Source organism: Leptothoe kymatousa TAU-MAC 1615 (genome assembly GCF_018739865.1).
GTDB lineage: Bacteria > Cyanobacteriota > Cyanobacteriia > Phormidesmidales > Phormidesmidaceae > Leptothoe > Leptothoe kymatousa.
The window spans coordinates 12,976-32,510 of the sequence record NZ_JADOER010000010.1; the positions used below are offsets into that span (position 1 = coordinate 12,976).

Sequence of the window (19,535 nt, forward strand, 5' to 3'; positions counted from 1 at the left end):
TCCCTTAAACCCATGGTGAAGCAATAAAAATCCCTTCACTTAGATTAAGTTTCAGCTCTTAGTCGGTTGACGATTGATATAGCTGGCTAAAAGCTCCTCAATTTCTTCGGCTTGGAACCGTTTGGCTAGGTTCGATACTTTTTCGGAAAAGGGAACGTAGTCAGAATTGCGGTTGACGATTTGCTCTAGGGCCTCCTGTAAGGGACGTAGTTCGCCCTTGTCCGCAAAGGTGCGTAGCGACTTGAGCACGTCGGTGGGGGGCACCACCAAGGTGTGGCTGGAGGTGTTTTCGGGGGGCAAGGGGGGAGACTCATATGTCCATTGGATGTTTAAATGCTTGGCCAACAGCTGTAGGAGTAAATGGCCATCCACGGGTTTGGCTAAGAAGTCATTGCTGCCTGCGGCTAGGGCCATCTGTTGATCGCTTTGGGCAACGGCGGCTGAAGACACAATTACCTTGGTGTGTTTGAGGTGTTCCTGGTGGCGCACCTGTTCTAGGAATTGAAACCCATCCATGACAGGCATGGTGAGATCGGTGATGACGAGGTCTGGCTGGTGGGCCTGGAGTTGTTCTAACCCGATTTGACCATTTTCGGCTTCGAGTAGGGTAAACCCCAGGGGAGACAATAGCTGTTGTAATATTGTGCGATTTTCCCAGCGGTCGTCGATCACGAGGATCTGTTGCCGGTTGCCGGTGTAGCCGACAATGCGATCGCATTTTTCCAGCGAACCCTGCCATGCTTCCCAATCCTGGGCTAGGGCCAAATCGACGGCAAAATAAAACTCACTGCCCTGGTCTAGCTGGCTGTTCACCTTAATTTCGCTGCCCATTAATTTAACAATCCGTTGGCTGATGGCCAGCCCCAGGCCAGTGCCCTCGGATTGCTTTTTGCGATCGCCCACCTGCTCAAAGGCCTCGAACAGGTTAGCCACACACTCTGCTGAAATCCCCACCCCCGTATCAATCACCCGGAATAGCAAAGAGACCGAGGTTTCAGAAATAGCCTCCACCTGCACCTGTAACCTGACCGTGCCCTGGTCCGTAAACTTAATGGCATTGCTGAGAAGATTAATCAATACCTGCCGCAGGCGCTTTTCATCGGCGGTGACGCCCCCTGGCAATTGGGCGCTGGGTTGGTAAACAAACTCCAGACCTTTTTGCTTTGCCTTAATTTGGCACATCTCCACCACACTTTGTAGTAAAGAGGGCAGGTGTAGCGGTGTTGGGGCCAGCTCTAGTTTGCGGGCCTCAATTTTGGCAATATCTAAAATGTCATTAATCAGGGTTAGTAAATGGGAGCCACATTGGTGAATCACCTTGATTCCCTTCTGGTCCTTAGGGGCCACGGAGTCTGAGCGGCTTAGAATTTGAGCATAGCCAAGGATGCCGTTGAGGGGGGTTCTCAGTTCATGGCTCATATTGGCTAAAAACTCACTTTTGGCCTGGTTGGCCTGGTCCGCTTGCACTTTCGCCCTTTGCAGCTCATTGGTGCGATCCGCCACCCGTTGTTCCAGGGTGATAAACGATTCCTGCACCTGGGTAGCCATCTTCAAAAATGTGTTGGACAGGGTGGAAATCTCATCGGTGGAGGAGGGGCGCTCGGCAATGGAGTGCAAGGTTTGGGTATTCCATTGGCCATCTGCCAGCTTCTGGGCAGCGGTGGTTAAACGGGCCATGGGCCGCGCCAGGGCATTGGACAGACGGACGGCCAAAAGCACCACACCACCAGCGGTAAGTCCCCCTAACAACAGCAAATTTCGATTGTGTTTATTAACCCCTTGGAGAAATAACCGTTGCGGCCGCACAAAGGCCACCACCCAGGGTTGCTGGGTGAGGGGACATGCCACCCCAGCGTATAACGTTGTTTTCTGACTGTTGAGGTGGGCGGTGAAATAGGTCTGGTTGGTGCCCGCCTGATCCACCCCTGCGGCGAAGTCGCTTAAGTCGGTGGTCAGCTGGTCAGTTGTTTTTTCCGGTAGGCGCTGCTGCCGCTTTAGTTCCGTTAGTTGTTCCGGCGGCAGCGGTATTAGTGTTTGGAACAAATGCCCCGTTAAGGTTTCTTGATCGATGGGGGCTGCCTGGGCTAGGCGAATATAGTTTTCATCCACCAGAATTGGAAAGGACAAGTCGCCGGCCAGGTCCTTATGGCCCACGATCAACTGTTGTAGCATGGCGGCGCTGTACTGGCTGCGGAGCACACCAATCACCTTGCCCGTGGCAGGATTGCGAATGGATTGACTGAAGTAGAAATAGGGTTTTTGATCAAATGCGGAAAACTGGGTGGCTGAGACAAAGGGTTCCCCAGTTTCCAATGCGACTTGGAAATAGTCTTGATCAGCCTCAGAGGTGCCCTGGTGCTGCGGGTTAGTATCTAGGATGTTAACTCCGTTTAGGTTGATCAGGGCATAGGAGGCAATAAAAATAGGATCTTTGGTTTTGAGGGTTGCCAGGGTCTCTAGGGTGGTTTCGGTTTCTGTGTTTGTGGCCGTTCCCTGGGCCGCTTTCTCCAAGTAGTTCACCAGGTCAGGTAGCCGTTTCTCACTGGCAATCACCTTCAGGTTAGACTCCATAAACCCGTCTAGCTTAGCCGCTGTTTGGGACGCGGCAGAATGGAGCGATTGATTGGCCGTCGCCAACAACACCCTGCGTGTGGTGTGCTGATTCCATAGGAAAACGGTGCCCATGGGGATCAGGTAAATTAGCAAAAATGATCCCAGCAGCTGTTGTCGCAGAGATGTGCGACGCTGGGGAAAAATCCAATTGTTGTATAGGAAACGGGCTAGCTTTTTCACAGAGATCCCCCAGTTTTAAGAGGTTTGAATCGCTTGTTGGGTCAGGGTGGCTATGCGGTCGGCGGTGGCTTTTACCGATTGTTGTTGGGTGACCATTTTTCCTAACTCGGTTGGGAAATCTCCCGTGGCCAACTGCACCCAGTTGGGTAGGTGGGGCTCTGTCCCCATGCGATTGAGAATGCTGTCTAGAACGACATCCATATGTCGCGTTGTATTGGGGGCGACAACGGCCTGCTGCTGCGTCAGGGGATGTTCGTAGGTGCTTCTACGAATGCCGCTGGAGCCTGACTCTAGGCTGGCTAGAAGACTTATTTCTGGGCTGGTGATCCATTGTAAAAAGATCCAGGCGGCATCAATATTTTTGCTATGGCGGGAGAGCATCAAACAACTGCCCCCCTGGTGGCTAATGCCGGGGACTTCACCAAAACTGCAATCGCCTGGGGCCCTCAAAGCAGCTTCCTGGGGACAGGGGGCGGCTTCTGCTAGACCGACAATTTTCGAATGCGCCGGATCGTCAAACATGGAGAAGTACGACGTCCAGGAAATATACATGCCCACCTTTCCTTGCATAAAGGCATGGCCCTGCCCTTCCCAATCGGAGATGATGGCCTCGGGGGGCATATATTGGCCCAACTCCATCATGTATTCTAGGCCTGCGATCGCATTCTCATCATTGATAGCTGGCTGATTATCCTTACCAAAAATGGATCCACCAAAGGCCCACAGCCAGGCGGTCATATCACAATTTAAGGCATAGCTCCCCGGCTGCCACTGCCCGCAGGTGCCCGCCACCTCCGGAAACTTAGCCTGGTGAATGGATTTTGCCACCTGTAAATATTCCGCCATGGTGGTGGGCACGCCCAACCCCAACTCATCCAAAATATCCCGACGATACATCATGATAAAAATGGGAATATCGATGGGAATTCCCCCTAGCTGCCCCTGGTAGGAGGCGACATTATCCAATAGGGGTTGTAATATATCATCAAATTTATAGCCGGGATAGGCAAAATCGGCATTTTCCAACAAGCTTTGCGGATTAACACTGTCGTTAATAAATCGCCCAATCCAAGCCTGGTCGATGTAAAAAATATCATGGGTGCCCGCCTGGCGCGCCGTATCCTGGGTAACTCGGGAGAGTACCCGATCCAAGGGCAATCGTTCCCACTCAATTTCAATGCCCATAAGCGGGAAAAATCTCTCCTGGGTCACTTTCCAGATTGCCTGACAGGCGGGGGTATCTTCCGTAACAATGCGCAGTTTAGTGCCCCGAAACGTTTTACCCACCTCCCTCAGAAATAGCTGTTGATCCTCCGTCAGGAGTTCTTCTAGATTAGGGGCTGGGGCTGATGTTTTAGGGCGAGACGATGGACCACAGCCACTCAAAAACCGGGCGCTGCTAAAACCAAATCCGGCTAAACTAGCAAACCGAATAAAGTCTCGACGTTTCATCCGTCCTTGGCGAAACCGTTTGGCAGCCTTAGCCACCGCCAATCGCTGCTGATAGTCTAAATCGTTCATTGTTGATATTTTTTTGATCGTGGGGTGGCCCCTTGTAAGGACTTAATGTTTTTCTGAACAGACGGTTTGATCGACAGGAAGACAGATATTAATTCAATCAATGTTGAACCCTGTGAATATCCGTCGGAGAACTAAATGACAACAAACAGTTAGCCAGATCCCTGACCGACAGTGCGAAACTAGGCCCTAGGCAAAGTATTTAGATACAATCGTCCTGCACAATACTGATAACGTTAGCTTTGTAGAGACACCCACCCTCAGCATGCCCGCTGGGGCCATACTACCGCCTACGTATATTTATCTATCTCCGACCCACCTCCGGACCCTGACCTTTGCCCTTGGAGGATTTGGAACGGCGATGTAAAAACCGCATAGCTCTGATTAGGGTCTAGGATTACGCTGTTGATTTCGTATTGGTTATCACTTTTCATGGAAAAGGGCGTCGCTACGATGGCGACACCCTTTAACCCACCGCTCTCATGACTATTGCCTCAGAAGAGTTTAATAGTGTTTCTACTGCTGATCAATCCTCCCCAGCTTCCCAGCAGTTAAGCTACTTCCGCACCCTAGCCTATGCAGGTATTGTGGGGGCGGCGGGAGGCTTAGTGGCAACAATTTACTATTTTGTCCTAGAGCAGCTGTTAGAGATTGTTTGGGATTCAGGTCGAGAGTTTATTCTGGGTTGGTTTCCAGCTTGGCTACCCCACTGGCACTACACCTGGATCGTGGCCACGGTTGGCGGTCTAGGGGTGGGACTTTGTCTCTATTTTCTAGGGCTGCCGGGGGAAATGGCTTTAGTGATCGACCGAGTGCACGATGCTGGGCGACTAGATCCAAAACAAACACCGGGGATGATCGCCACGTCTTTAGTCTCGATTACGGCGGGGGGGAGTTTAGGGCCAGAGGCGCCCCTGGTGCAAATTAACGGTAGCTTGGGCAGTTGGATTGCGGAAAAGCTCAACCTGACTCTGGAGAATACGCGGGTGATGACGTTTTGCGGCATGGGTGCGGCCCTAGCCGCCTTCTTTGGCGATCCCATTGGTGGGCCGATGTTTGCCCTAGAGATTCCCCATCGGCGCGGACTAGAGTACTACGAAGCCATTATTCCGGCTATGGTAGCTGGGATTTGTAGCTTCGCTGTATTTCGCATGGGCACAGGTCTGGAGGTGGGTGGCATTTATAATTTTGGTCGCTTTGGGGTGCTGCCCAATCTTTCTTGGTTCAATCTGCTGGAAGGGGCTTTATTGGGTCTGGTGGGTGCCCTGGCCGGTATCCTGTTTATTGGCATTTTTCGCCTAGTGAAGTGGATGATCCAGAAGATCGAGCATCGTCATATTCTGTTGGCGTTGATGGGTGGTCTTGGTATTGGTTGGATTGCGGTGCTTTACCCGGCCACCTTATTTTTTAGTGAACAACAAATTGAAACGGAGCTGCTGGCCCAGTCCGCATCCTTGGGGGTGATTACGTTGCTGGGCATTTGCTTGACCAAAATGGTGGCAATTTGTTTCACCATCCACGGTGGCTTTCGCGGCGGCTTTATTTTCCCCCTATTTTTCACCGGGGCCAGCCTAGGGTTGGCCATTGCCTTTGGCATACCATCGATTCATCCCACCATTGCTGTACTGTGCTGCATGGCGGCCATTAATGTGGCTATTACTAAAACCCCCATTAGCACCACAATTATTTTGACGGTACTGTCGGATACGACAATTTTGCCGGTGATTGCGATCTCAAGCTTTACCAGTTTCCTACTCACTAGCAACATTGGCCTGCTCAAAACCCAGCGCGCCAGAGCCACCGAATCCCTATCGGGTTTGGATGTTACCGAAGCAGAGGCGGGCGCATAGAAAGCGGGCGCATAGAAAGCGGGCGCATAGAAGGCGGTCGCATAGAAGGCGGTCGCATAGAAGTGCGGGCGCATAGAAAGCGGGCGCATAGAAGTGCGGTCGCATGGAAAGCGGTCGCATAGAAATACGCTGGAAGAGAATATAGAGGCACGGGCGAAAATTCTATATTCTCTTTCTAGGGTAATAGCCCTTATTCCTGGGGCCAGGGCAATCGAAAGATTGTTGTACTGGTTTCGTTACTGCCGTATTTGATAAACCCACCAGACACATAAATGTGCCCATTGTGCACAAACGCCCCATGGGCATAGCGGCTTTCCGGTAGGGGGGCCAGCTCTTCCCAGCTGCCTAAATTACCGTCGCTGTCCACCGTCGCCGCATCAACGCGAGACAAAACGCCGCTGCTGCTGCCCCCCGCGATCGCAACCAGGGTTCTATCCACCAATACAGTTGCATGGCGCTGTCGAGCCGTAATGGTATTCACTGGTTCAAAGGGGGAGAGGGTATTATCCGGCAGAATATCTGCGGCCCACACCTGGTCTAGGAGTTGGCTGGGCCTAAACTGTTGGGTGCCTGCGATCGCAAAAATACGATTATCCACCGTGGTGGCCGTCACCCAGCCCACCGTGGTGGGAAACGATGCCAGCGGCTGAAACTCTCCCACGGAGCCATCGTCATTAATGGTGGCGGTAAACACCTGATCCATGACTGTTGTATTATCCGGGCGAAAGGTGTTGCTCCCCCCAATCACATAGAGCTGGTTATCCAGGGTGGTCACGGCGTGAATTGTCAGCGGTTCCGGTAATTTACCCACATCCTGCCATGCGGTAATATCCCCCTGCTCGTTGGGCACCGCCCGCAAAATCCGGTCGGTCACCTCACTGCCGTCCCAATAACCGTTGTCGCCGCCCATGACATAAAAAGCGCCCTTGTGGATAGTCACCGTATGGTGCTGCAGCTTCAGGGGCAGTGGAGCCGTGGTGGGTTGCCAATCACCCAACGGACCCTCCGGTGTGAAGGCCGCAAAAAAGACATCCCGGTGAATGCCTTTGGTTTCATTCCAGCCGCCAATCACGTAAACAAAGTCCCCCAGCACCACCATCTGGTGGGATTCTAACGACGTTGGTAGCTGGCCCACGTCCTGCCAGGGAGAGTTGGTGGCGGGTTGACTGGGGGCCGCTGGCTCAGAGATGGGCGGGACCGCGCAAGCCATGGGAACCATCGCCACAGTCAGGGCTAAGCCTACGGATGCAAATGCTCGACGACGTTTCACCATGGGTCCCACCCTATTGATCAACAGCTACCCAGAGGATACCGAAGTAATCTGATACTACCCTGAGATTTTTGCAGATTATGGGGCCACCCCCTCCAGGGTTTCATCGGCAACATCATACAGGGCTTGCAGTTTCTCTAGGGTCTCCTCTTCTGCCTGCCACAGTCCGCGACCGCTGGCTTCAATCATTCGCCCCACAATATTGCGAAAGGCTTCTGGATTCGCCTGCCGCAGGCGATTGGCCATATCCTGATCCAACGCATAGGTCTCAGCTGCTTGATCATAGACCCAGTTATCCTGGAAGCCGGTAGTGCCGCCCCAGCCCACCAGTGCGGTCATCCGCTGGGAGATTTCGTAAGCTCCGCCGGACCCCTGATCGGCCATGGCCTCCGCCCATTTTGGATTGAGCAGCTTAGTGCGATATTCCATGCGCAGCACATCTTCCAGTTTTCGCGGGGTGGTGTCCTGGGAAAAGCTTTCCACAAAGCTGGCGGTCACCCGCTTGCCCTGCTTTTTCTCGGCGGCTTTTTTCAGGGCGCCGGTATTGGCATAATACTCTTGAATATCCGTGAGGCCATATTCCACCGAGTCAATTTGCTGCACAATGCGGCCGGTACTTTGCAGTAGGGTGTTGAGCACTTCCGGGCGGGCCTGACCCTTGTCGCTGCGGCCATAGCTAAAAGAGTTGCGATCGCGCCACGTATCCGCCAGTTCATCCCCCGATTCCCAGTTAGAATCCACCACCCGGTCATTGACCAAAGAGCCATAGTCCCCAGCCGGGTTCGAAAACAATCGCGCCGACACATTTTCCACCCCCTGGGCCTTTAGTTCCAACGCATGCTTACGAATAAAATTCTGTTCTGGGGGCTCATCCGCTTCCGCTGCCCGCAAAAACAAATCGTCCAACAGCTCAATAATATTCACAAAACTGTCGCGAAAAATGCCAGAGAGATTGCCCAGAATATCAATTCTGGGATGCTCCATCTGATCCAAGGGAGTTAGCCCATAGCGCACAATGCGCCCGGTACCTTCTTTTATGGGTTCCGCCCCCACCAACTCCAGCAAAATCCCCAGGGATTCTCCCTTTGTTTTAATCGCATCCAGCCCCCACAGCATCACCGCCACCGTTTCAGGATATTCGCCAGAGTCTTCTAAATTCTGAGCAATCAGCTTCCGACCAATGGCCCGACCCCGTTCATAGGCCGCCGGGGAGGGCATCCGATAGGGGTCCAGGGCATGGATGTTGCGCCCTGTGGGTAATGCCCCCGGACCATCCCGCAACAGATCGCCACCGGGGGCAGGGGGGATATATTCCCCATTCAGCCCCCGCAACAGATTAGTCAGCTCATCCGTGGTTTGAGCCAGCCCTTGGCGAATGGTGATGGCCTCATCTAATAGCAGCGGCGTTAAGGGTTCACTGGCCGGATAGCGTTTGGCTAAGACATCGACCTGGGGCTTATCCGGTAGGGTATTGGCCGCAATCTGTTCTATCAGTTCCGGTGACAGGCGTTCGCCAAAGTACGCTTCTAAATAACTGTGAATATCGTCCACATCCGGCGACTGCCCCAGAACATGGAGACCGCTGGAAAACAATCGATTTTCTAAGACCTGTAAATACTCATAGAGGGTAACAAAGTACTGATCTAGCACCGCATTGCTAAACAGCTTGGCATTGTCGAGGGTAAACTCCAGCCCCTGGGCCTTTAGCTCCGGTAGCGGGCAGTCGGTTGCCAAACCAGTGTCCGTAATCTTAGTGAGAATGGCATCTTGCAATACCCGGTTGGCCTGGGGATCTTCTCGAAACTCAGCGATCAGCTCCCGCAAAGCGATCAGTTCCTTATAAAGTCCCGCCCGTCCATAGGGGGGCACATTGTGGGACACCAGCACCCCATAGCCCCGCCGCTTCGCCAAAATCGACTCCGACGGATTGTTGGCCGCGTACACATACAGGTGGGGCAAATTCCCCAACAAAATATCCGACCAGGAATAGCCCGTATTCCCCAACGGCGACCCCGGCAGCCATTCCACCGTGCCATGCATACCAAAGTGCAACACCGCATCGGCCCGAAAGTCTTCTTGCAACCAGGAATAGAAAGCCGCGTACTGGGGGTGGGGCGTCAAATCCCGCTCAAACATCAGCCGCATCGGGTCCCCGGCCAGACCCAACGGCGGCTGCACCCCAATCCACACATTCCCCAGCTGAATCCCCCCCACATGAAAGTCTTCTCCAACGGTTTTAATCCCACTCTGAGTTAGAGACTGCCACTGTTTTTCGATTTTTGAAGTTTTCAGGTATCCCAGCCATTTCTCTAAGGTTCGCACATTTACCTTAGCTGGAATAGAAAGTTTAGGGAGTTCTCCTTTTCCTCCCAGTAGCACCGTGGGCTGAGCGGAGTCGAAGCCCATCCACTGATTCTCATCATCCGCCACCTTCACCCAATCAATAACAGTCTCTCCATCTTCAGGCAGCTCTCCCACCCGATACCCCTGGACCTTTAACGCATGCAACAACGACAAAAGAGACTTCGGCACATTTAACAATGCCGCTGTGCCAGTGGCCCCATAGCCAGGGGGAAATCCATAAAGAATAATAGCCAGCTTGCGCTCCTGGGTTTCTTTCCGCCTCAGCTCAATCCACTTTTTCACCCGTCCCGTCAGCCGTCGCACCCGTTCCGGCACTAGATAAATCTGATCCCCCACCAAGCCCCCCAACGGTATCGGGTCAATGGCACCATCCAGTTCCGGCAGGGCATAGAGTACCACACTTTGCAGTCCCCCCACCCCCTGGCGGGTCCAGGAATGAATATCCTGGATCAACAACGGTGCCGCCACAAAGTAGGGCACGTTCTTCGCCCCCAAAATCTTTTTCGCCACCGCCACCTGGCGTCCCGCTTCCATGGACCCCGCCGGTCCCCCCACCAGGGGAAAACCAATGGTGGACACAATGGCATCCACCCGCACCGCTTCTTTAGAAAGAGACGGACAGTCCACATTGCCCAATGCCCGCTGCGCCTGTTCATAGCCCGTGGTCATCAGGTCCCGCACCGCCACATGGCCCTCCACCCCATTGATAAAAATGGGCACCGGCACCAGCCCCGCTTCCTCAAAATAACGAATCAACTGGGGGATATACGCCTGATTCGTAATCACATGCTTGCGATATAGCAAAATGCCGACACGGGGCAGATCTTGTCCATTGGAGACGTTTTGCAAATCGCGTGAGGGCTGAGCGGAATCGAAGCCCGGCCTCTGCCCATACCAATCCACATACGCCCTCGGCGACTCAAAATATCCTTCATACTCCGGATGCAACAACCCAATATTCGGTGTCTCAATCACCGCCGGAATCTCCCCCACGGTCAATCCCAAATACTTTTCTGCCAGCACCCACAGCATCGACGCCACATTCTCAGTACCGCCCGCATTCCAGTAGCCGTAGATAATCAACCAGTTGCGCAGGTCCTGCACCTTCCGCGCGGGAATATATTTCAGTAGCTTGGGGCCAATTTTTAGAAAGCTAATATATCCGGCCAGTTTGTCCTCTTCCTTGCCGCTGCCAAACTTGCTGAGGATAAACTGCACCGGTTTGGGCATTCCGCCGCCTTGCTTACCAGGCTTTTCGCCAATGACGAATTTGCCTAGCTGGGTGAGGGCCATCAGCTCCAGGGCCGATTCGAATACTAGGCGAATGGGAGTGTCCTGGGCTCGTTCCCGGAGCCAGAGGACTTGGTCGTAGTCGAAAATTAGGCTGGCGAAAAAGACGTCGGCTCCGTCCAGGGCTGCTGCTATGGCATCAGGTTGGCTGGTGAGGTCAGCGTCACAAAATACCCGAATGTCCAATTCAGGGCAGCGCTGCTGGGCTAGATCGGCTGCCTGCTGGTATAGCTGTGTATTAAAGGCTTCAAACCCGGCAATTAAAACAATCCGTGGCATTCATTGGGACCCATTGCAGCCCATTGATTTTAACGAATTTCAATACGTGAAGCTCAATACGATGCTCGGGAGAGACCTAAATTACGATTAAAAACGAAAGTAGGCTTTCCCAGAGGGAAATTCCAGAGATCCTAATCTTGAGTCAGAATGGGGCTGAACGTTTGTAAAATACACACCATGGGCAAAGTCAAACCCTTCCGCCTCGACGACAACACCATCATTTATGTCCAGTCTAACGAAGATATTGACACCACCGAACTAACCCAGTCTATAGAAAACAATGACCTGGAAGATGACCCGGCATTGCCCGGTTCAACATCCCCAAGTTCTGATACCGATGAAGAAGTAGAAGAATATGGCCGTGTTTCCAAAGGTTGGCAGTATCCCAACCGTCACGGCACTTCACGCTCTAACGACTCTGCTGAGCAACCAGCCACGGCACCCCAAAATACCCCAGCCCAGCGGGTGGGCACCTTGGTCAAAGCCTATACCACCCACCTGATTAAAGACATTCGCGACACCGCCCTCACCGACGTTGAGGTGGAGAAAGTAGTGCTCGAATTTGGCATTGGCCTGGATACTACGGCCCAAATCCCCTACATTGCGTCTAGCTCTGTGGAATGCAGCGTTAAAGTTGCCATCGAGTGTAAGCTCACCCCGCCATCTAGCGACTAGCGTGCTGACAAACCGATGCGTGAAACGTGTCCATTTCGTTGGCTGTGGCCACAAAGCGAACGCTTCCGTCCGTGATTAATACCGTTTGGGCCTCGACTGCCGCAGGTTCATCGGTGCCCGTCGCCATCGTTGCTGTGCGATCGCTATTTAGGTCCTTGTTGATACCTTGCTCAAAGGTGCTTTGTCGCTGATCGATCCAGGTGTTGCTACCGTGTAGGGGTTCGGCTGGATCAAGCGCCACTCCCCCCTGCCCGGAGGTTACCAGTGAGTTGGTTACCGCATTGGCTTCGCACGATTTCGCCACGGTGTTATTCCCTTTAAAATCTTCGGTTAAAATCGATAGCCCCTGGGCCAAATCTACTTCCAGGGTGTTTAACTCCACCGTTCCTTGCAAATCTGGCCCGAGCTCGGAACTGGCGGTAATATCGCTTTCAGCCGTTAGCACCAGACGATAATCTGTGCCCAGCAGGCTTTGGGCATTCACCACAATTTGTCCACCAAAGCTTTCCTCCGCATTGGCGGTAATGTCACTGTTTTCCAGGGCAATTAGAAAATCAGCATCGATTAAAATGTTGCCCCCAACGGCGGTTCCCCTGGCATCGGTGGCGACCAGGCTACCATTGCGCAACAGCATTACCGGTGACGTAAAACTCAGGTTACCCTGACCCCCAGATGCCGTAATTTGGCTGTTGTTTAAGTATAGAATCTGGGGAGAATTGACAACAATATTGCCCGCATCGCCTGAGCCGGTCGCGTTGGCTATAAACTGACTATTGTTCAATAACCGCAGATTATTGGCGGTAAGATTTAAGTTGCCGCCACTGCCGGTGCCCGCCGCACTGCTGCTAATTTGACTCTCGTTGTCCAGGATAAAGTCACTGGCTGAAACAGTAATATTTCCTTGCTCACCGCTGAGGGTATCGGCATTGAGGCTCGCCAGATTTGATAGCTGAATAGTGTCCCCTGCCAGGCTAATGTTGCCAGCAGGTCCGGTGCCTGATGGTGCCCCACTTAGGCGATCCACATTACTTACATCTACGGTGGCCATATTTTGAATTGTTATTTGGGGAGCCGTCAGGGAAATATCGCCCCCGGAGCCGTTACCCACCACCGCCCGGCTGTAAATCCCGCTGATCAACGTTTCATCTATGCCAGTTCCGGTCAGTTCAATCGAGTCTTGGGCTGTGACAATGACATCGCCGCCAGCCCCATCACCAAAGGTGCTATTCGAAATATAGGCCCCGTTACTCACCTTTAGCTGGTCCGTATCGATGCGAATCACACCGGCGTTGCCCGCCCCTGCCGGATCGCTTACCTCGGCAGAAATAAAGCTAGGCGATTCCTCAGTGGCAAACACCAGGGGAGAAAAACTAGCCACTCCCGCAAAGGCCTCCCCTGAACCATCTACTTCAACCGTGTTGGCGACAATATTAATGTTTCCACCATTGCCAGTGCCGCTATTAGATGAGCTTAGCTGGCTGCCATTCAATATCCTTAGGTTAGGGGTATTAATGGTAATATCCCCGGCATTACCGCCTACGGCCAATGGATTACCAAATTCATCTACGGGCGCAGCTTCTGTGATCAGTCTTGTTAATGCAGGAAAGAATGCAAACTCTGGCAATTGCCCATCGAGAGTAACAGACTCTGTTGCGGTGATGGTGAGATCGCCTGCATCACCCCTGCCACGGGTGAATATCCCTGTAAAACTGCCCTCGATTAACGACAAGCGCTCTGTGGTGATGGTGACATCGCCGCCATCACCATTGACACCAAAGCCAACAAAGGTCCCAAACACACTAATGTTGGAGGTAAGATCCATCTCCCCGATGGTCATATCTGTGGCGTTAATGGTGACATTGCCAGCATCGCCATCGCCATTAGTTTCGGCGATTAAAATTCCCCCTCCCGAGATATTCAAGCTCCCGGTATTGATGGCAATATCAGCGCCAGCACCTGTGCTACCGCTAGGGACTACCGTCGTCCAGGTACTGTTGACCACTGGGTCAAATTGTGGAGAAGGGGGGATTGCCCCAGTATATGCAGCTCCTTCGATGGTAATGCTGCCCGGTGAAATCGCTTGTAAAGAACCTCCATCCGTACTGCCCAAAGTCTCTAAGAGAATCGCGCTGCCACTGTTGAAATCCATCGTGTTTGCCAACAGTTGTACGTTCCCCGATGGGTCACCGCTAACGTCAATGGCTCCTGCCCCAGTCACCACCAAATCGCCCAATTCTGTACCAGAGGGTAAATCAATAGTGGGAATGCCAGCATTTAGCTGGAACGGTAAAAGTCCGTCTGTTGTATTGCCCAGGGGTAAATAGCCGGTGGAGATCGCTGCTATTTCCACCGTTCCTCCAGGGGTGGTAATCTTGCCCCCATCTAGGGTCACATTTCCCCCTAGCAGTGCCAGGGAATGGTCCGCCGGAACAACCAAACCATCGTCCGTACGAAAGCTCGTATCCAGAAGTTGTGTGGCCAGATCCACAACAATTTCACTACCTGAATCATTCACCCGAATTTCACCGGGGGCTGCACCATATTGCAAACCAACGGGGGTACTAACGGTGAGTAGGGGAACTGCCCCAGGCGCTGTTGCACTAAAGCTATCCCCGTTGCCAAAATCAATCGATTCCGCTGTGGTCACCACAAATGAACCATCAATATCCAACTGGGCATCTGCACCAAAAATCACTCCGTTGGGATTAAGCAGAAATAAATCAGCGGCACCATCAATGCCTAGGGTGCCTGAAATATTAGACGCACTGCCGCCCGTCACTCGGCTAAATATGGTGTCGATTCCTGTCGGATCCTCAAAATAGACCCGCTCCCCTGTCAGCACATTAAAGTCTTGAAAGCTGTGAAATAGACTATTGCTGCGAGTGGCCCCGCCTTGAATCAGGGTGGCAGCGCTGCCGTTAACTGTTGCCGCTGGATTAACGATGGAGTTTTGATCGCCGGGATTGCTGGAAGGCGTTAGCGTAGTGTCAGCAGTAATCTGAGCAATCGCACCGGGCACCATACTCACAGCATGGATCCCCCAAACAAGGCCAGCACCCAATAGGGACCAGTGCCAACGTAGAGTTCGCGTCGCTTTATAGTGAGGAGTCATCATCGCGGTAGATACCTAAGCAGGGAATAATCAAGGCCTGAATGCCCTTGATTATTCCCATGGAGCAATGATTATCGCTATTGGGGTTGATATGAAATGCTAGAACTGCGGTAAATACGGAGACGATAGAGGCTGCTAGAAGCAGAGTATCAAGACTTCATAAATGCAGCCTTCTGTTTACCTTAATCTCACAAACCACGGGGCGAAAGTTCAGTGGCGACACTATTAGTTTAAGTATGTGCCAATGCGAACATAGTTACATCAGGGAAAACAACGGACATATTTAACCCTGCAATTGTTCTCTCTACCTACTAAAGGAATTATTCAATGGCTAAGCGCACTCAATCATCCAAAGCAGTAAAAACAGTTTTGTGGAAATCTGTTTCTGACCAACAGGCAGAAACCATCAAAGGCGGTTGGAGTAGCGGCTCGCATTACGTCCATGCTACCAATACATACAATTGCAATCGTACCGGAAAAGTCTTGTGGTACATTTAATTGTGTTTTCTGCTCTTTCTAAAAAAGAGTTGATAGTATGTTTAAGTCAAACAAGCCTTTTAAGGAAGGTTTGTGGCGCTTCTGTCTCATAAGGAAACCAAAGTCGTAAAGGATGGATATTCCTACAATATGGCAAGACGTAGAAGCTAAGGTTCAGACCCTTTGTTTTGACTGGAGCCTAGTTTTGTCTTTTGTGGCGTGCTGAAAGTCTGTTGATTTTGATTTTGTAGACAGAGCAATAGAAATCTATGATAGGCAAAGGTTGAAGCCCTGCTATAACAAGGCTCCAACCTTTGCCTATTGGTAATCCAGGAGATTTTGGGATAACCGATAGGCTATATTAGCCGTAGATATTGTGGTAAATACGGAGGCTTTACTCCAGGAATTGCAGAGGATATCAAGACGTTATAAATACAGCATGCCGTTTACCTTAAGCCCACACAACAAGGGGCGAAAGTTCAGTAGCGATACTATTAGGCTAGACGTGTATTCATGGGAACATAATTTTGCAGGAGAAATACGTAAATGCACTTCATTCTGCAGCTATTGTTCTTAGTCAAAAAGGAATACGGTCCATGTCAAAACGTACTCAACCATCGAAAACAGCTTTGTGGCAACCTATTTCCGATGAGCAAGCAGAAGTCACCAAAGGTGGATATTCATCCTACGATGTATATTGTGGTAGAACATGGAAGGTAATGTACCGAGTCTTTATTTTACCTGGAGCCTAATTTTTCTCTTAGGAAGCACCTTGGCAACTTGCCCCCGTTTGATGTTATAGGCAAGATGAGAAATGTTTGTGAGTGAAAGCTGGAATTCCTATTCTGTTAGGATTCCAGCTTTTTAAATGACTACTTTAGAAGATATCTGAAGTCTACGGAATCTGAAATACGATCACCATCAACCGTTGAAATGAGAATTACTTAATTGCGGTAAATACGTAGAAATATGACCACTGCCCTAAGGGGGAGTTTAACCCTTTATGCTTGAGACATTGTCTTCATAGTAAGCTCACAGAAAATAGATCGAAATCTCAGCAGTCGTATCATTTCATTAGGCTTGTGTAACTGCGAACATAGTAGACATAGAGGAAACGCGGACCCGTTCGCTCAACACTCTAGATGTTTTTCTAAATGGCAAAGGGGCAACGATGGCTAAGCAAACTAAAGTATCTAAGTCTGTTCTGTGGCAATCTATGTCTGATCAGCAGGCAGAAGTCGTAAAAGGTGGCGGTACCTATTCCTACAATGAGTGGTGCAACCGCACAGGTAAACTCGTTACAGTTACTAGGAAGCACTAATTGGATTGCTTAAAGGGCTGATTTTCAACAGTCTTTTGAAGGTTATAGGCAAAGTAAGAGACATTTTTGAGTGAAAGCTGGAATCCCGATTTTGTTAGGATTCCGGCTTTTTTATTGCGGCTTTAGATAATGTTTAACACGAAATTCTGACTGATTGCATAGGGCATCCATAAAGGAGTGCCCCTACCGGATTATCCCTTTGGCATCGGGTTTACTGAATTCGGATTGGGTACAAAACCTCGAATACATTGCCCATGGGATAGTTGATGACTATGGAACCAGCAACGAATTGTCCCCCATAGTGGAGCCTCGAATTACTTGATTGCGGAAAATACGTAGAAATACGAGCAATAGTCTAAGGGGGAGCTTAACCCTTCATACTTGAGACATTGTCTTTATCTTATGTTTATAAAACATCCGTCAGAAATTCAGCAGTCATATCGATTCATTGGGCTTGTATCAATGCAAACATAGTAGACATAGAGGAAACGCGGACCCGTTCGCTCAACACTCTAGATGTTTTTCTAAATGGCAAAGGGCTAACGATGGCTAAGCAAACTAAAGTATCTAAGTCTGTTCTGTGGCAATCTATTTCTGATCAGCAGGCAGAAGTCGTAAAAGGTGGCGGTCAGGTAAGTGTTGATGAGTGGTGCAACAGAACCGGCAAGCTGGTAAAGCGTTACTTCTGGGTTCCCTAGAAAATTCGAAAAGATTATAGCTATGTTTTTTTGAGATGCTCTGTTAAATCATCTCAAAAATAACATCTAAAAATGAGAGATATTTGCAAGAGAAAGCTGGGACTCCAGCTTTCTCTTTTTGTTTTGGTTTAAAGGAAAGCTTAGTCAGATAGCCCTGGTTCTTCACCTGCCGCCTTGGGGCTATACACATCTCGAACCAAGACTCAGAACCCCGTAATGTAGTCTGTTTTTCCCTAAAAGCATGACTTAACAAGCCTTTTCGGATTAAGCCGTGAATTAGGTTCTTACCAGCTCCTTCCTGACTAAAGTAAGTGGGCGATCAGCCGATAAATGCCTCAATGCCTAAGATGATCAAATATGGCTCTTTGGGGTACTGCCATACAAGAATTCATTGGTTTAACCTGGCGCTAGATCATCCATCCTTGTCCTGCCAAGTTTGCCCTAATGCCCAATTTTCATCAAGGTACCTTGTTGTTTTGTCTAAACCTTGCCATCTACGCCAAAACTATTAGGAATTTACTGAACTACTGACGAAGCTACCTACTACGAACGCTTACTACAGTGGACTGCCCTAAATAGCTTAACGGTAGTCCCATGCTACAAACTTATCCCCTGGAGATACCCATGACTGACTCTAATCGCATACAGCAATCTGCAAAAAACGTAGGCAAAAATGCATTACAGGTTGGCGGAGACTACACCCAAACCACATCCATTAACCTGAATCTTATTATTTCGGTCTTTTTCATTAGCGTAGTTGCCTTTGGTGGTCTGGCCTGGTCCCTAAACCTAGTGGGTAAAGGTTCCGGTGGCGATGCGGGGTTACCCAACGTTGCAGAACAAGCCCAGTAATTGACGAAATCACAATAGCCACTCAGGGAAAAAGCCATGACATCTACAAACGTATCTCAGGCCGGTAGCGCCAACAAACTTGTTCAAGTTGGCCGTGACTATATCAAATATATTTCCATTAACCTCGGGGCAGGCAATTGGGGCGTATTAGCCGTCAATACCATTCTGCTGTTATTGGTATTGATGGGGGTTGGCACTGCAGCTAAGGCCACCGTTAACACCACTAAAGAGTACATGGTAGGCACAGGGATAATCGACGATCCCAATGCGCACATTTGCACCCCTGAAATGGCCATGCTCAATATGCAAATTGCCCGCCACATAGCGTCGCTAGATGCCAAGGGACAATTAAACGCAGCGGTCATTGCAGACCTGCCTGAAATGCAGGCACTACAGGGACCGCCCGGACCTGTCGGACTCCAGGGTGAACGCGGCGAGCAAGGTATCCAGGGAGTCCAAGGTGAGCGCGGTGCCCAAGGCGAACGCGGTGCCCAGGGAGAGAAAGGAGATACTGGTGAGCAAGGGGCTCAGGGTGAAAAAGGCGAACAGGGGGATGTCGGTCCCCAGGGCGAAAAAGGCGACACTGGCGAACAAGGCCCCCAGGGTGAAAAAGGCGAACAGGGGGATGTAGGAGACCAGGGTCCTATAGGCCCCCAGGGCGAGCAAGGGCTCCAGGGTGAAAAAGGCGAACAGGGTGATGTTGGACCCCAAGGTTCCGTTGGACCCCAAGGACCCCAAGGTATTCAAGGATTTACAGGTGAGCGAGGCCCAGAAGGTATTTCTGGAGAAGATGGTCTAGATGGCAGCTCTGGTATTTCTGAAGAAAGATTTAGTGCTTTAGCGCAAAATGTTAGTAACCTAAGCACTGACGTTAATAGACTACTAAGCTCAAGCCTTGATGAGGGTTCTAGTGAGTAAGTAAACTCTATCTCTCGATAAGTGCTGTAGCTCGCAAAATACTGCCAAGCTATATTAGACCCACCCTATTCAACTAAGCATTTCTAATACCGTTGCTGATCCTTTACTACATCAGCAA

Annotated in this window: 10 protein-coding genes; 5 read left to right on the top strand and 5 right to left on the bottom strand. The window is 50.9% G+C overall.

Annotation, left to right across the window (positions count from 1 at the left end; all coding sequences use genetic code 11):
• Positions 1 to 51 precede the first annotated feature (51 nt).
• Together IXB28_RS11280 and IXB28_RS11285 are read right to left on the bottom strand one after the other, a co-directional pair.
• A complete protein-coding gene (locus tag IXB28_RS11280) occupies positions 52 to 2,793 on the bottom strand; it encodes a hybrid sensor histidine kinase/response regulator (RefSeq protein WP_215618702.1) in 2,742 nt (913 codons plus the stop codon).
• A 15-nt stretch (positions 2,794 to 2,808) separates the two neighbouring features.
• On the bottom strand, positions 2,809 to 4,314 hold the full coding sequence (locus tag IXB28_RS11285) for an ABC transporter substrate-binding protein (RefSeq protein WP_215618703.1): 1,506 nt from the start codon (positions 4,312 to 4,314) through the stop codon (positions 2,809 to 2,811).
• Positions 4,315 to 4,793: 479 nt separating this feature from the next.
• Here IXB28_RS11285 and IXB28_RS11290 point away from each other — a divergent pair, with 479 nt between their 5' ends.
• Entirely contained in the window at positions 4,794 to 6,161 is a 1,368-nt protein-coding gene (locus IXB28_RS11290; protein ID WP_215618704.1) for a chloride channel protein, read from the top strand.
• A 190-nt stretch (positions 6,162 to 6,351) separates the two neighbouring features.
• Here the strand turns inward: IXB28_RS11290 and IXB28_RS11295 are convergent, their stop codons facing one another.
• Together IXB28_RS11295 and bchH are read right to left on the bottom strand one after the other, a co-directional pair.
• The gene (locus IXB28_RS11295) at positions 6,352 to 7,434 is read right to left on the bottom strand and encodes a Kelch repeat-containing protein (protein WP_246559751.1); all 1,083 of its coding nucleotides are present in this window, start codon (positions 7,432 to 7,434) and stop codon (positions 6,352 to 6,354) included.
• 75 nt (positions 7,435 to 7,509) lie between these two features.
• Positions 7,510 to 11,364, bottom strand: a complete 3,855-nt coding sequence (gene bchH, locus IXB28_RS11300; RefSeq protein ID WP_215618705.1) for a magnesium chelatase subunit H — start codon at positions 11,362 to 11,364, stop codon at positions 7,510 to 7,512.
• Between the two features lie 147 nt (positions 11,365 to 11,511).
• Here bchH and IXB28_RS11305 point away from each other — a divergent pair, with 147 nt between their 5' ends.
• Entirely contained in the window at positions 11,512 to 12,039 is a 528-nt protein-coding gene (locus IXB28_RS11305) for a CU044_2847 family protein (protein WP_215618706.1), read from the top strand.
• Here the strand turns inward: IXB28_RS11305 and IXB28_RS11310 are convergent.
• Positions 12,029 to 15,154 (bottom strand): two-partner secretion domain-containing protein, encoded by a 3,126-nt coding sequence (locus IXB28_RS11310; RefSeq protein ID WP_215618707.1) that lies wholly within the window; start codon positions 15,152 to 15,154, stop codon positions 12,029 to 12,031. The genes IXB28_RS11305 and IXB28_RS11310 overlap by 11 nt on opposite strands.
• 2,340 nt (positions 15,155 to 17,494) lie before the next feature.
• Between IXB28_RS11310 and IXB28_RS11315 the strand changes: the two genes are divergently transcribed.
• The 3 genes from IXB28_RS11315 to IXB28_RS11325 all read left to right on the top strand — a co-directional run bounded on the left by IXB28_RS11315 (position 17,495) and on the right by IXB28_RS11325 (position 19,417).
• Entirely contained in the window at positions 17,495 to 17,647 is a 153-nt protein-coding gene (locus tag IXB28_RS11315; protein ID WP_215618708.1) for a hypothetical protein, read from the top strand.
• Between the two features lie 624 nt (positions 17,648 to 18,271).
• Complete coding sequence (locus IXB28_RS11320) at positions 18,272 to 18,499, top strand: hypothetical protein (protein WP_215618709.1); 228 nt, start codon at positions 18,272 to 18,274, stop codon at positions 18,497 to 18,499.
• A gap of 36 nt (positions 18,500 to 18,535) precedes the next feature.
• The gene (locus IXB28_RS11325; RefSeq protein ID WP_215618710.1) at positions 18,536 to 19,417 is read left to right on the top strand and encodes a collagen-like domain-containing protein; all 882 of its coding nucleotides are present in this window, start codon (positions 18,536 to 18,538) and stop codon (positions 19,415 to 19,417) included.
• Positions 19,418 to 19,535 lie beyond the last annotated feature (118 nt).